Raw genomic sequence first — 13,307 nt, 5'->3', positions numbered from 1 at the left:
GTTTCGCGTAAGCTTGGATGATCAGGTTGGCGATTATGCGTCCTGCACGATCAGGCCGCGCAGCAGGGCGATGCTGACGGCATTCAGCAGATTGGTGGCGCCCAATCTGTGGCGCACTCTTTCAAGAGTATCCTTCACGTCCGCTTCGTCCGCGCCGGTTATCAGGGCGACGTGGGACGGATGCTTGCCCCGCGCGACCAGCCCCAGATAATGCCGCTCACGCTCCGAAAGGATGATTTCATGCGTCTGGCGATGTTCATGCGGCGTGTTTGAAGACATTTTCTTTCAGCCTTAAAAGAGATTGGCCTTCCCGGGGCACGATCAGTCAATGATTCATTCCCCGAAACCAGCTCGTTTACCGCTCTGTCTATACGCGAACAGAAACGCTAATTTCGCCAATAGGTTTCATCGGGCATTGGTAATTATGCAATAAGGGCCGCTTTCGCAGCCAGCCGATCCTGACGCGGACGCTCTATTCTGTGCACTGAAGGGAACTGCAACACCGATATCGCCAGAGACCACAATGGGTCTGGCGTGAAATGCAGCTTCAAAGCTCTGGAATGTTTTCGTCACACCCCGAAGGATATGCGGCGCTCTAATAGGCGATGTGCCTCACCGAGAGAATAACATCTCGCGCCAAGTTTTTCGTTTTATTGTTATGTTTCGGCACACAACGCGATGAGCGCCGACATATTTCTCAAATTTAATGCGTCATTTCGAAATATTGATGCCGTCAACATGTATCATCCGGCGGAATGATGCGCGTGTTTCTTGCGAATATCGGTCGGTGTTGCCCCGAACCAGCGCGAAACGGAACGCGAAAACGCACCGGGTGTCGAATAGCCAAGCCTGTAACTGATGTCGGATACCGGAAGATCACTTTCCACGAGGAGTTTGAAACCGGCATTTTTGCGAATGGCGTCCTTTATCTCGTTGAGATTGGTGCCGAGCTCTGCGAGCCGCCGTTGAAAACTCCGTTCCGACAGGTTGAAATAGGGAGCGATCTCGCCGAGCGAAAGCTCGGCATCCGAGAGCCGCATCTGCATATACCGCTTCACCTGGTCAATGAAATGGGTCGCGTCCGCCGATGTTTCCGGTCGCAACATACGGCATTGCAGGTTCATCAGCTCGAACAGCCGCTCATCCGCATTCGGATTGACGACATCGAGAAGCGGTACCGGCAGACGCATGGTATGGATCGGCTGGGAAAAACTGACGCGCCTGGTCATTCTTTCTTTAAATAGCTGAATATTATTCGGTTTCGGCCGCTCCAGACCGATCTCGATCTGGTTGATACGATCTCCGAGAATATCGCGGAGACGTTGTACCAGGACGGCGAGCGACAAATCCACATATTGATCGCGTTTGGCGATAACCGGCGCGAAGGACCATGACAGGGTTACCTGCGTGGCATCCGTTACCATGGTGAAATTGCTGTTATTGGTGGCGTAATAAACATGGTCCTGAAGAAAACGCAGGAACGCCCTTACCGTCGGTGCGCTGATCAGCCCATATCCGAACGCGCCGGATGCACCCGCTGGAAAGGTGGAGGCGCATTGCAGACCGAAAGCGTCGTCGCCGGAAATCAGTGCGCAGGTTTCGAGCAGTCGGGAAAATCTATCGAGGCTTATGCGTTCCGTCAGGCTGTTGAATGTGGCTGGATCAATGTCCAGAGCCTTGCAGATCGGTGCGATATCGATGCCCCGTGACCGGGCATAATTGCTGACGCCGGCAGCCAGACCGGCCACCACACTTATCTCGTCGCTGACCCTTTTCTCGGGCATCCCTCGCCTTGGCGTACCATGTTTGGAAATTGTCGCCTGATGGTAAGCCTTGAGAGAGCGTTTGTCGAGCAGCCCGGCTTCGGGATATTAAGTGCGGTCGGTGTCTGCGCTTTGCTCCAGCACCTGCATGATGGCTTTGCCGGCATCTTCGATAGCGCCGCTATTATCGACGGTCGTGACGTCGAAGTCTCCAGCGACTGTCAACGAACTGCGTTCCAGCCGCCGGAGAATATCGTCCCGGCTTTCCCGCCCGCGCTGCTCCAGGCGCATTGCCAAAACCTCCGGCCGAGCGACGATGTTCACGACCTTGAGACGGGAAAAGGCGGTGCCGAAATGCGGCAGGGCGGAACGCGAACCGTTGGCAATGACCACGTCTCCCGCATTGAGGTGACGATAGACCGCGGCCGGGATGCCATATTTCAGCCCATGCGCCTGCCAGGACACCGCGAAGGCGCCCTCATCTTCCAGCCGGTTGAACTCCTGCATCGAAACGGCATCGTGGTTTTCACCCCCCGCATCGCCGCTGCGGGTAATGACGCGGCGGGTGAAGTGAAAGCCCGGCCGTCCGCACAATCGCGCTGCGGCATAGTCCATCAGTGTGTCCTTGCCGGCCCCGCTCGGGCCGACAATCACGATCATCGTGCCGGGCGATGCCGCGCGCCGGCTATCCTGCCCATCGTCGGTCATGCCACGCGCTTGCCCTGACGCCAGACGGAACGGGCGACCGGCACACCATCCTCGCGGTGAACCCGGACCAGATCGGCCCGCAATCCCGTGGCGATACGACCGCGATCGAGAAGGCCGACGGTGCGCGCCGGTGTGGCGGTGACCATGCGCAGCGCCTCCGGCAGGCTGATGGCTTCCACCTGATCGGCGAGCAGGAATGGCGCGAAGAGCAGGCTGAAGGGCACATAGTCGGAAGAAAGAACATCCAGCACGCCGATCTCGGCGAGGTCGCGGGCGGCGATGTTGCCGGAGTGGGACTTGCCGCGAACGATGTTCGGCGCCCCCATCAGCACGCTCATGCCGGCGCTGTGCGAGGCTTTTGCGGCTTCGACGCTGGTGGGGAATTCCGCCAGTTTCACGCCGTGGCCGATAGCTTCGCCGACATGCGCCTCGGTGGCGTCGTCATGGCTTGCGACCGTAATGCCGCGCTCGGCGCAGCGGGCCGCCAGATAATCGCGGTGCTTGGCGGAATATTCCGCCGACGCCGCCTGCCGACGCCGCACGAACTCGGCGAAGGCCTCGTCGCTCAGCCCACGCTTCTTCTGGTAATAGAAGATATATTGATCCATCGACTGGAACTGGCGCTGCCCCGGGGAGTGGTCCATCAGCGAAATCAGCCGCACGCGCGGATCGGTTTCGAAGTCTTCGAAATGGTCCAGCACATCCGAGGAGGCGACTTCACAGCGCAGATGCAGCAGGTGATCCGAACGAAGGCGGTTCTGATCTGCCGCGGCCTCGATGGCGTCAGCCATTTCGCGCATTTCACCCTTCTTGAAGCCGCCGTCCTCATCCGAGCCGAGCCGCAGGCAGTCGAATACGGTGGTGATGCCGGAGGCGGCCACCTGGGCGTCATGGGCCTGAATGGCGGCGATCTTGTCCCAGATCACGCCGGGGCGCGGCGAATAATGCTGCTCAAGATGGTCGGTATGCAGTTCCACCAGACCCGGGATCAAATAATCACCTTCCAGATCTTCGCCGGTTTTGGAGGCACCTTCGCTGATATCGGCGATCTTGCCGTCACGGATCAGGACGGAGCCCAGAATAATATCGTCTTCCAGAACGATACGGGCATTGGAAAGGGCGTGCTCGGTCATGGGTTCGCATCTTTCTTTGGTGGCTGGCCAAGGGGGTGCCAGCTATGAACGGTAAAGGGCGCCCCGCGTGTTTCTTCAATGAACAAGGCGAGGCCGGAAATGCTGAGAGGTCGATCGGTGAATTCGGAAAACCGCGCCGAAAGCACCTTGTGCATGGCGGGCTGCTCGCTCTCGTCGATGCGGCCGGTCAGCGTCATATGAAAACGGAAATCATCCATGACATGGGGATAACCCCAGAGCGACAGATTTTGCCGCTGGCTCTCCGTCAGCATCTGTGGCCGCCGACGGGCAATATCGGTCTCTGACAGGGGCGCGCGAAACCGGTCGAAATGATCGACGATCTCGGCGGCAAAATCCTGCAGCGGCTGATAGGTGCGGTCCGGGACCAGTGCGAAAAAAGGCCCGAGCGCACCGACGACGACACGCGGAATTTCGAAAGTGGACTGGCTGGCCGCGAAATCTTCGAAGGCCGTGAGCAGCTCCGCTTCGCTGTATTTTTCGGCAAGCTCGAAAGGAGCCTTCAGGGTCGCGTGGAAACCGTAACGGCGCGGCTCCTCCGTGATCTCGGCATAGTCGTCGTGGTCGTCATGCAGCGTGCCGGAAAATGCGTTGCGGCCCAGCCAGCGTGACGCTGCCTCAGTCAGCGGGTGATCTTTAGCCGGAGAAAAATAGATGGCATAGCGCACGGCAAGCACTCTTCAGTGTCATGGGAGACCAGGGATGAGAAGCTATTTGGCGTGACTCGCCAGCTTCCCGCAAGGTCAGGAGTGCGAGGTAATTGGTTTCCGTGACAGAATGATGATGCCGAAGGAAAAAAGCGCATTGGAAATGCGGCAAGCTTCCTAATGTGCTGAAGACACAGGCGGACATGATGACGGGATAGGGCCGGCATAAATTGGGACTGCGCGAGTGTCTGGCGGAGATGACGAACATCGTTACGAGGTTCGTCATTCCATCCCTTCAGACCTAGTGTTGTGTTTTGCCGATCAGGCGTGAACGCAGCGAATTGGAGATGTGGTCGAACAGGAAAACGACGAAGAGAATAAGCAGGACCATATAGGCGACCTTGTCCCAGTCGGCATTGGTGCCCATCGCTTCCAGCAGTTTCAGACCGATGCCGCCGGCGCCCACCGCGCCGATGATGGTGGCGGAGCGGGTATTGCTTTCCCAGAAATAGAGTGACTGCGAAATGAAGACCGGCAGGACCTGCGGCAGCACACCGAAGCGGTTGACCGCAATCGGGGAAGCGCCGACCGATTTGACACCCTCGCGCTGCTTGTCGTCGACATTTTCCAGTGCCTCGGCATAGACCTTGCCGAGCGCTCCGGTATCGGTGAAGAAGATCGCGGCAATGCCGGGGATCGGTCCGGGGCCGAAGCTGCGGGTGAAGAACAGCGCCCAGATCAGCATGTCGATGGAACGCAGGAAGTCGAATAACCGCTTCATGCCCCAGTTTGCGGCCCTGTTGGCGGTAATGTTGCGCGCGGCGATGAAGGCGAGCGGCAGGGCGACGACCGTGCCGAACAGCGTGCCCACAAAGGCCATGACCAGCGTCTGCATCAGCTTGGAAAGAATATCGGCATGTTGCCAGACGCTGTTGTCGAGGAAATCATCCACCATGTGGCCGATATTGGAGCGCTCGGGATCGAGCCTTTCTCCCCACAGCGCGAGAGCGGCGAGTTCACCATAGCCCTTGCCCCAGAATTCCGATTTGGTGTCGAACAGGAAATTCGCCCATCCGAGGAACCGACGCTGGACATAGACCTGACTGGTGCGGATTTCCGCCTGTCCGGCAAAACCAAAATGCACGAGAACCTTGTTGCCGTCCTGCTGGATTTCCTGCGGCACGTCGTCGGATGCCCGGGCCTGTTCTCCATTGATGATGACGGGATAATTCTTGCCGTCGACATAGACATCCACCCGGGTCGGGGTCACGTCGAGGCGGTTTTCCATGCCCGCATAAACGACGCTGTAGCCGCCATCAGGCAGGGGCTGCAGCCAGTCGATTTTTGCATCGACCGGATATTGCCCGCGGCTGGACCATTGCGGCTCCACCTTGCCGTCTTCGAAACGCAGGCGCGGCTGGGCACGCCAGGAATACCAGTCTTGAATATAGCTCGAGGCACGATCCCACCGGCCCTGCATGAAGGCCGGGCCGACGTTGAAGAAGAAAAAGCAGCCGATGAGATAGACGGTGACGGCGAGAAGGCCGACGAGCAGACCATATCGCTGCATGAAACCGCGATTGAACACGTGCGGATGCGCGGCCGTCAGCCTCTCACGGTCGGCGGTGTTGAGAATGAAGCTGGACGACATCAGGCCGCTCCCCGTCCGAATTCGAAGGATTGATGGCCGATCAGCCTGCGGCGCAGCCAGCCGGAAAACTGGTCGACGGCGATGATGGTGATCAGCAGAAGGATGATGATGGCATAGGTCTTCGACGCATGATCGTTACCGATCGACAGGCGGAAGACCTCGCCGATACCGCCGCCGCCCACGGCACCGATGATGGTGGAGGCGCGCACGTTGATTTCGGCGCGCAGCAGCGCGTAAGAGACGAAATTGGGCAGAACCTGCGGCACGATGGCGAAGCGCACCCGTTCCAGCCAGTTGGCGCCGGCGGCGCGCAGGCCTTCATCCGGCTTCATGTCGGCATTTTCCACCACTTCGAAGAACAGCTTGCCCAAAGCACCGATCGTGTGGACAGAAATCGCGATGATCGCGGCGATAGGGCCGATGGATAGAATGGCGGTCAACAGCCCGGCGACGACGATTTCCGGGAAGGCGCGCAGCACTTCCATGACCCGGCGCACGACCCAGCGCACGATCCCGGCACCGACGAGATTTGTGGAGGCAAAAAAGCACAGCACGAAGGCAAAACTGGTGCCGATGATTGTCGAAACCAGCGCGATGTTGAGCGTGATGATCAGCTGATAGATGAAATGCGGGATGTAGAAGCTGTCAGTGATGTAAACACGATCTGCGACGTAATTATATTTCAGCGAACCGTCCGCATAGGGTGACGGCAGGTCAAACATCGCCCGGAAAATTTCAAGCGGGCTGTCCGGCACGAAGGTTTTCATGAAGTCGAAGAAATAGGGCAGGCGCTCGAAGAATTTACCAGAATTGGCCGCGTTGGCAAAATTCAGGGAAGCGGTGAGGATGACGAGGAAGATCACAAGCGAAATAACGGTATAGATCCGTCTTGTCGCAAGCTGCTGTTGATAATGACGCATGACCGTCTGGGACGATGCGCTCAATCCCTTGGGGGAGAGGGTGCCATGATGCAGTGTGGTCGCCATGCCGCTTTTCCTTTATTGGCAAAAGCGGCGGCGCCGCAAGGCACCGCCGCTTCCGGGTATGATCGCAGGATCAGCCGCCGATAACGGACTTACGGGCGTCGATGATCGTCTGGTAGAAGGACGGATCGACCTTGATGTAGGCGGTGTTCTTGCCCTGGGTGAAACCCTGGAAGCAGGCAAGGTCCTTCTTCGGCAGTTCCATGAAGAAGTCTTCGACCTTCTGCTTCATCGCGTCGCCGAGCTTGTTGGTGACCATCAGCGGGCCGTTCGGGATCAGCGGCGACTTCCAGACTTCGACGATATCGTCCATGTCGAGGTTGCCCTTCTTGACCATCTGGTAGAGGTTGCCGGCGGTGTAGCCTTCTTCCCACTTGCCGACGCCCGAACCGAAGGTGGTGCCGACATCGAATTTCTTGTCGAGAACGGCAAGAACGAGGTTCTCATGGCCGCCGCCGAAACCGGTTTCGGAGAAGTATTCCTTCACCGGAACACCGGTTTCCTTCGGGATAGCCACGTTCGGAACGAGGAAGCCGGAGGTGGAATCCGGATCGGCAAAGCCGATCTTCTTGCCCTTGGCGTCAGCCAGCGTCTTGATACCGCTGTCCTTGCGGGCAACCATGATCGTGTAATAGCCGGTCGAACCATCGGCGCCAGCGGTGGTCAGGATCGGATCGACGGCCTTCGGATCGGCAAGAGCGATCTTGGCATAGGAGGAAGCGCCCATGGAAGCGATGTCGATGGTGCCGCCGAGGAGACCCTGGATGACGCCGTTATAGTCCGGCGACGGGAAAACCTGAACTTCGGCAACGCCGGTCGCGGCCTTCAGGCCATCGGCAACGCACTTGGTGTTGCGGATCTGGTCGGCTTCGTTTTCGGAGCCGTCGAGACCGATGCGCAGAACCTTGACGTCCTGAGCCATGGCGGAACCGGCCAGAACGCCAAGCGCGACTGCCGAAAGAAGGACTTTCTTCAACATGGACTTTCTCCTGTTTCCCGGCGAGCCGGAGTTTGTTGTGAAGTATCGGCCCTTGACGCGGGCGCAAACGATGCTGAGCGGTTCCTCAGAGCCCGGCGAGAGCGAGCGGTTCGGGGCCGGCAGATTGCTGCACCGGACGCGCGGGAAGCTGCGCGCCGGGAATATTGATGCTGGTCGAGGTCATGGTCTCGTCGATGCCGGACCCTTGAGAATCGGTTCCGTAAATCTCCGTGACGGCCGCAGCCGTCAGCTCCGCCGGCGTTCCGTCGAAGACGACGCGGCCCTGAGACATGCCGATGATGCGTTCGCAATAATTGCGTGCCGTATCCAGCGTGTGCAAGTTGGTGATGACCGTGATGCCTTCGCGTTCGTTGATGTCGCGCAGCGCGTCCATCACGATCTTGGCGTTCAGCGGGTCGAGGGAAGCGATAGGCTCGTCGGCCAGAACCATCTTCGGAGACTGCATAAGGGCGCGGGCGATGGCGACGCGCTGCTGCTGACCGCCGGAAAGCGTGCCGGCCGCCTGCATGGCCACATGTTCGATGCCAAGCCTTTCCAGGGCGGCGATGGCCATCAGGCGCTCGTCATTGGTGAAGATGTTGAACAGGCTGAGCGCCGTCGAGCGGTGGTTGAGGCGGCCTAGCATGACATTGGTGAGCACATCGAGGCGCGGCACCAGATTAAACTGCTGGAAAATCATGGCGCAGTCGCGCTGCCAGCTACGAAGCGCAGCACCCTTCAGCGCCGAAACTTCCGTGTCGTTGAAATGGATGGAACCCGAGGACGGATCAACGAGGCGGTTGATCATGCGCAGCAGCGTCGATTTTCCCGCACCCGAGCGTCCGATCACGCCGACCATCTGGCCCTGCGGAATTTCGACATTCACGGAATCGACCGCAGTGTGGTTGCCGAAACGGCGCGTGACTTGCTTCAGGTGAAAGCTCATTTCCCCGTCCAATCTTCTTTTTGACGGGGTTCGGCGTAACAGCGGTGCGTGAAGTGTGGATGTCAGTTTGATGAATAAAATATTACAGAATTCGCAGATACGACGCCCAGGGGTTCGCCGACAAAGCTTTCTGGAGGAATCTTGAGACCGTTCAAATCCGCGTGTCTTTTTTGATCGCATAAAAAAATCCCGGGGGTATCCCGGGATTTGCAGGTGGTCGGCAGAGGGAGGTTTCATCCGCCATATTTCGCGACGAAAACCTCGGCGTCCAGATTGCGGAAATCGTCGAGAGCGACGCGCAATGCCGCGTGATCCCAGTCCCACCACTTGAGATTATCCATTTGCCGGCCCAGTTCCGCCGGGAAGCGCTCCCGGATCAGCCGGGCGGGCACGCCGCCGACGATGGTATAGGGCGCGACATCTTTTGAGACGACTGCACCCGCCCCGATCACAGCGCCGTTTCCCACCGTGACGCCGGGCAGGATCGTCGCACCATGGCCGATCCATACATCATGGCCGATGACGACGCGCTTGGCGCGGCGGGCGGCAAAGAAGTCCGTCTCATCCTCCGCATCGTCCCAATAGTTGTGGGCACGATAGGTGAAGTGATGCAGCGTCGCCCGCTGCATCGGGTGATTGGTGGCATTGATGCGGACGGAGGCGGCGATGTTGACGAATTTGCCGATGGTGGCGCACCAGATCGCACCATCCTGCATGACATAGGAGTAGTCGCCCATCTCGACTTCCTCGATGCGGCAGCGTTCCGAAATTTCGGTATAGCGGCCGATCGTGGAGTTGCTGACACGGGCGGTCTCATGGATGACCGGTTCCAGACCCACCTTGACGCTCATGCCGCTGCTTTCCTGGGAGAAAACTGTGAGACGTCCAGAATGCGGTCGGCCACGGCCTCCCGCACCTCCTCGTCATGGAAAATGCCGAGCAGTGCCGTGCCCTTCTGTTTTTTCTCGACGATCATATCGACGACGACACGCCGGTTGAGGGCGTCCAGCGAGGCCGTCGGCTCGTCCAGAAGCAGAATCGCATGGTCGGTGATGAAGCCGCGGGCGATATTCACGCGCTGCTGCTCGCCGCCCGAGAAGGTTGCGGGCGGAAGCGACCATAGTTCCCGTGGCAGGTTGAGCTTCGAAAGCAGCATGGCTGCGTGTTCGCGGGCTTCATCGGCGGCAACCTTGCGCGCCAGAAGCGGTTCGGCGACGACATCTATGGCAGCGACACGCGGCACGGTGCGCAGGAACTGGCTGACATAACCGATGGTGCGGTGGCGGATATCGAGGATCGTGCGCGGCGAGGCGTTGCCGATATCGACGACCTGGCCCTCATGACGAACAAGAATCTGCCCGCTGTCGATGGCATAGTTGCCATAGAGCATTTTCAGGATCGAGCTTTTGCCGATGCCGGAGGGCCCCCCGAGCACGACACATTCGCCGCCGCAAACGGAGAAATTGACATCGCGCACAACGGGCAATTCGATACCGTCGCGAAGATGCATGGTGAAGCTTTTGAAGACTTCCGAAACGATAAGAGGCGTCGGCATGGCATCAAACCTGCAGAATAGAGGAAACAAGCAATTGCGTGTAGGGCTCGCGCGGATCGTCCAGCACCCGGTCGGTCAGACCATGTTCGATGACGTCGCCGCCCTTCATCACCATCATGCGATGGGAAAGCAGCCGCGCCACCGCAAGATCATGGGTGACGACGACGACGGCGAGACCGAGATCGTTGACGAGACCGCGGACCAGATCGAGCAGGCGTGCCTGCACGGAAACATCGAGGCCGCCAGTCGGTTCGTCCATGAAGACGAGGCGCGGCGAGGTGACGAGGTTGCGGGCGATCTGCAGGCGCTGTCGCATGCCGCCGGAAAAGGCGCGTGGTTGGTCGTCGATGCGGTCGGTGCCGATTTCCACCCGTTCCAGCCATTCGCTGGCCGATTGCCGGATATTGCCGTAATGCCGGTTACCGACGGCCATCAGCCGCTCGCCGACATTGGCGCCGGCCGATACCGCCATGCGCAGCCCGTCCGCCGGGTTCTGGTGCACGAAACCCCAGTCGGTCCGCATCAGGAAACGCCGTTCGGCCTCGCCCATATGATAGAGGTCACGTACCGAACCGTCGCGCATGCGATACTCCACGCTGCCCGCCGTCGGCATCAGCCGGGTGGAAATGCAGTTGAGGAGCGTGGTCTTGCCGGAACCGGATTCGCCGACAATGGCCAGAACCTCGCCCGGGTAAAGCTCGAAGGAGACATTGCGGCAACCGGCGCGGTCGCCATAATATTTGGAAACGTCCCGGACTTTCAGAAGCGGTGCGTCGCTCATTCTGCGGCCTCCTTCACATCCGCCAGCAGGTGGCCCTTGTGGCCATGGACGCGGCGGTCCTCGCAATGGTCGGTATCGGAGCAGACGAACATCCGCCCGCCCTTATCATCAAGCACCACCTCGTCCAGATAGACATTCTCCGCACCGCACAGCGCGCAGGGCTTGTCGAAGCGCTGGATTTCGAAGGGATGGTCCTCGAAATCGAGGCTGACGACGTCGGTATAGGGCGGCACGGCATAGATGCGCTTTTCGCGTCCTGCGCCGAAGAGCTGCAGGGCGTCCGAGAGATGCATTTTCGGATTGTCGAATTTCGGGGTAGGCGATGGATCCATCACATACCGCCCGGCCACCTTCACCGGATAGGCGTAGGTGGTGGAGATGCGTCCGTTGCGAGCAATGTCCTCGTAAAGCTTTACGTGCATCAGGCCGTATTCCTCCAGCGCGTGCATGACACGCGTTTCGGTCTCGCGCGGCTCGAGGAAGCGCAGGGGCTCGGGAATGGGAACCTGATAGACGAGGACCTGACCCGAATGCAGTTCTTCTTCGGGAATGCGATGCCGCGTCTGGATGATGGTCGCATCCTTGGTGCGGGTGGTGACGGCAACATTAGCCACCTTCTGGAAAAAGGCGCGGATGGAAACCGCATTGGTCGTGTCGTCCGCACCCTGATCGATAACCTTCAGCACATCGTCTGGGCCGAGAATGGAAGCGGTTACCTGCACACCGCCGGTGCCCCAGCCATAGGGCATGGGCATTTCGCGGGAAGCGAAGGGAACCTGATAACCGGGAATGGCGATGGCCTTCAGGATCGCCCGGCGGATCATTCGCTTGGTCTGTTCGTCCAGATAGGCGAAGTTGTAGGCAGCCAGCCCGTCGTCAAATGAAACTTCTTCAAGCATTGCGCGTTAGCCTTGTGAAAAAAGGAGTACAAGCTCATGGAGATTGGAATTCTTGCAGCCGTGTTCTTTGCTGTATTTGCAGCATCGACCGTCTTTTGCGCTTACTGGTTTGGCGAGCAGCACAGCCGCTGAGCTATTCGGCCGCATCGCCCAGCCACTCCGCGCCATTGGCGTTGATCGCCTCGAAATCGGCACGCATTTTCCTGACCAGACCGAGTTCGGCTTGGAAATCCACGTAATGCGGCAGTTTCAGATGTTCGACGAAACCCGTCGCCTGAACGTTGTCGGCGTGTGAAATAACGAATTCCTCGTCCTGCGCGGGGGCCACGACGTCCTCGCCGAATTCGCCTGCCCGCAGCGCCCGGTCGACCAGCGACATGGCCATCGCCTTGCGCTCGCTCTGGCCGAACACCAGACCGTAGCCGCGTGTGAATTGAGGTGGCGCCTTGGCAGAACCCTTGAACTGGTTCACCATCTGGCATTCGGTGACCTGTATGTCGCCAAGCGAGACGGCAAAGCCGAGTTCTGGCACCTCCAGTTCCACCTCCACTTCGCCGATGCGGATTTCACCGACGAACGGATGGGTGCGGCCGTAACCGCGCTGCGTCGAATAAGCGAGCGCCAGAAGGAAACCCTCGTCACCCCGTGCCAGCGATTGCAGGCGCAGGTCACGCGGCATTGGAAATTCCATCGGCTCCCGCGTTAGGTCGCCGGCAATATGGTCAGCCGGCATATCGCCGTCGGTTTCGATCAGTCCTTCTTGCGCCAGAATGTCTGAGACGCGCATGACATGTGCCGGCTCGCCTTCCCGCTGGGTGGCTGTCTCAACGGCCTCATCCTCGAGAAGCGAAGGATCGAGCAGGCGATGGGTGTAATCGAAGGTCGGCCCCAGCAATTGTCCGCCCGGCAAATCCTTATAGGTCGCGGAAACGCGCCGCTGCACCGTCATGTCAGCGGTATCGACCGGAACCGAATAACCGAAACGCGGCAGGGTCGTGCGATAGGCGCGCAGCAGGAAGATGGCCTCGATCATGTCGCCGCGGGCCTGCTTGACGGCAAGGGCTGCAAGCGACTGATCGTAAAGAGACGCTTCCGCCATCACCCGGTCGACGGCGAGCGAAAGCTGCGAAACGATCTGCGAAACCGTCATCGCGGGCAGGTGGCGGTCTCCGCGCCGCTTGTCGGCCAGAAGCCGGTGGGCGTTGGCAATGGCGGTTTCCCCGCCTTTGACAGCAACATACATC

General features: G+C 59.3%; 14 protein-coding genes. All 14 read right to left on the bottom strand.

Going from position 1 to position 13,307, the window contains the following annotated elements; all coding sequences use genetic code 11:
* Positions 1 to 33: 33 nt before the first annotated feature.
* Positions 34 to 279, bottom strand: a complete 246-nt coding sequence (locus BTE54_RS03530; RefSeq protein ID WP_078051433.1) for a LuxR C-terminal-related transcriptional regulator — start codon at positions 277 to 279, stop codon at positions 34 to 36.
* A gap of 464 nt (positions 280 to 743) precedes the next feature.
* The gene (locus BTE54_RS03525) at positions 744 to 1,784 is read right to left on the bottom strand and encodes an AraC family transcriptional regulator (protein ID WP_078051432.1); all 1,041 of its coding nucleotides are present in this window, start codon (positions 1,782 to 1,784) and stop codon (positions 744 to 746) included.
* Between the two features lie 87 nt (positions 1,785 to 1,871).
* A complete protein-coding gene (gene phnN, locus BTE54_RS03520; RefSeq protein ID WP_162934000.1) occupies positions 1,872 to 2,471 on the bottom strand; it encodes a phosphonate metabolism protein/1,5-bisphosphokinase (PRPP-forming) PhnN in 600 nt (199 codons plus the stop codon).
* Positions 2,468 to 3,604: an alpha-D-ribose 1-methylphosphonate 5-triphosphate diphosphatase gene (locus BTE54_RS03515; protein ID WP_078051431.1), complete on the bottom strand. Its 1,137-nt coding sequence runs from the start codon at positions 3,602 to 3,604 to the stop codon at positions 2,468 to 2,470. The genes phnN and BTE54_RS03515 overlap by 4 nt, the downstream gene beginning before the upstream one ends.
* The gene (locus tag BTE54_RS03510) at positions 3,601 to 4,299 is read right to left on the bottom strand and encodes a DUF1045 domain-containing protein (RefSeq protein ID WP_174014058.1); all 699 of its coding nucleotides are present in this window, start codon (positions 4,297 to 4,299) and stop codon (positions 3,601 to 3,603) included. The genes BTE54_RS03515 and BTE54_RS03510 overlap by 4 nt, the downstream gene beginning before the upstream one ends.
* 271 nt (positions 4,300 to 4,570) lie before the next feature.
* Entirely contained in the window at positions 4,571 to 5,920 is a 1,350-nt protein-coding gene (gene phnE, locus BTE54_RS03505) for a phosphonate ABC transporter, permease protein PhnE (RefSeq protein WP_078051430.1), read from the bottom strand.
* On the bottom strand, positions 5,920 to 6,906 hold the full coding sequence (gene phnE / locus BTE54_RS03500) for a phosphonate ABC transporter, permease protein PhnE (RefSeq protein WP_078051429.1): 987 nt from the start codon (positions 6,904 to 6,906) through the stop codon (positions 5,920 to 5,922). The genes phnE (BTE54_RS03505) and phnE (BTE54_RS03500) overlap by 1 nt, the downstream gene beginning before the upstream one ends.
* Positions 6,907 to 6,976: 70 nt before the next feature.
* Positions 6,977 to 7,882: a phosphonate ABC transporter substrate-binding protein gene (gene phnD, locus BTE54_RS03495; RefSeq protein WP_078051428.1), complete on the bottom strand. Its 906-nt coding sequence runs from the start codon at positions 7,880 to 7,882 to the stop codon at positions 6,977 to 6,979.
* 85 nt (positions 7,883 to 7,967) lie between these two features.
* On the bottom strand, positions 7,968 to 8,828 hold the full coding sequence (gene phnC, locus BTE54_RS03490; protein ID WP_003524414.1) for a phosphonate ABC transporter ATP-binding protein: 861 nt from the start codon (positions 8,826 to 8,828) through the stop codon (positions 7,968 to 7,970).
* Positions 8,829 to 9,061: 233 nt separating this feature from the next.
* Positions 9,062 to 9,679, bottom strand: a complete 618-nt coding sequence (locus BTE54_RS03485) for a DapH/DapD/GlmU-related protein (protein WP_065654732.1) — start codon at positions 9,677 to 9,679, stop codon at positions 9,062 to 9,064.
* The gene (gene phnL, locus BTE54_RS03480) at positions 9,676 to 10,383 is read right to left on the bottom strand and encodes a phosphonate C-P lyase system protein PhnL (RefSeq protein ID WP_003524417.1); all 708 of its coding nucleotides are present in this window, start codon (positions 10,381 to 10,383) and stop codon (positions 9,676 to 9,678) included. The genes BTE54_RS03485 and phnL overlap by 4 nt, the downstream gene beginning before the upstream one ends.
* Positions 10,384 to 10,387: 4 nt before the next feature.
* Positions 10,388 to 11,164 carry a phosphonate C-P lyase system protein PhnK gene (gene phnK / locus BTE54_RS03475; protein ID WP_003524419.1) on the bottom strand — a complete coding sequence of 259 codons (777 nt, stop codon included), beginning with the start codon at positions 11,162 to 11,164 and terminating at the stop codon, positions 10,388 to 10,390.
* Positions 11,161 to 12,063: an alpha-D-ribose 1-methylphosphonate 5-phosphate C-P-lyase PhnJ gene (locus tag BTE54_RS03470; protein ID WP_078051427.1), complete on the bottom strand. Its 903-nt coding sequence runs from the start codon at positions 12,061 to 12,063 to the stop codon at positions 11,161 to 11,163. Before BTE54_RS03470 ends, phnK begins: the two co-directional genes overlap by 4 nt.
* Before the next feature lie 133 nt (positions 12,064 to 12,196).
* Positions 12,197 to 13,306 carry a carbon-phosphorus lyase complex subunit PhnI gene (locus BTE54_RS03465; RefSeq protein ID WP_078051426.1) on the bottom strand — a complete coding sequence of 370 codons (1,110 nt, stop codon included), beginning with the start codon at positions 13,304 to 13,306 and terminating at the stop codon, positions 12,197 to 12,199.
* Between the last annotated feature and the right edge of the window lies 1 nt (position 13,307).

This window comes from Agrobacterium sp. YIC 4121, from assembly GCF_002008205.1.
Classification (GTDB): domain Bacteria; phylum Pseudomonadota; class Alphaproteobacteria; order Rhizobiales; family Rhizobiaceae; genus Agrobacterium; species Agrobacterium leguminum.
The sequence above is the reverse complement of the archived record's forward strand: the minus strand, read 5'-3'. Positions and strand labels throughout refer to the sequence as shown.

Coding starts and splice junctions, on each gene's coding strand:
- BTE54_RS03530 (WP_078051433.1), bottom strand. CDS start 279: ATGTCTTCAAACACGCCGCATGAACATCGCCAGACGCATGAAATCATC.
- BTE54_RS03525 (WP_078051432.1), bottom strand. CDS start 1,784: ATGCCCGAGAAAAGGGTCAGCGACGAGATAAGTGTGGTGGCCGGTCTG.
- phnN (WP_162934000.1), bottom strand. CDS start 2,471: ATGACCGACGATGGGCAGGATAGCCGGCGCGCGGCATCGCCCGGCACG.
- BTE54_RS03515 (WP_078051431.1), bottom strand. CDS start 3,604: ATGACCGAGCACGCCCTTTCCAATGCCCGTATCGTTCTGGAAGACGAT.
- phnE (WP_078051430.1), bottom strand. CDS start 5,920: ATGTCGTCCAGCTTCATTCTCAACACCGCCGACCGTGAGAGGCTGACG.
- phnE (WP_078051429.1), bottom strand. CDS start 6,906: ATGGCGACCACACTGCATCATGGCACCCTCTCCCCCAAGGGATTGAGC.
- phnD (WP_078051428.1), bottom strand. CDS start 7,882: ATGTTGAAGAAAGTCCTTCTTTCGGCAGTCGCGCTTGGCGTTCTGGCC.
- phnC (WP_003524414.1), bottom strand. CDS start 8,828: ATGAGCTTTCACCTGAAGCAAGTCACGCGCCGTTTCGGCAACCACACT.
- BTE54_RS03485 (WP_065654732.1), bottom strand. CDS start 9,679: ATGAGCGTCAAGGTGGGTCTGGAACCGGTCATCCATGAGACCGCCCGT.
- phnL (WP_003524417.1), bottom strand. CDS start 10,383: ATGCCGACGCCTCTTATCGTTTCGGAAGTCTTCAAAAGCTTCACCATG.
- phnK (WP_003524419.1), bottom strand. CDS start 11,164: ATGAGCGACGCACCGCTTCTGAAAGTCCGGGACGTTTCCAAATATTAT.
- BTE54_RS03470 (WP_078051427.1), bottom strand. CDS start 12,063: ATGCTTGAAGAAGTTTCATTTGACGACGGGCTGGCTGCCTACAACTTC.
- BTE54_RS03465 (WP_078051426.1), bottom strand. CDS start 13,306: ATGTATGTTGCTGTCAAAGGCGGGGAAACCGCCATTGCCAACGCCCAC.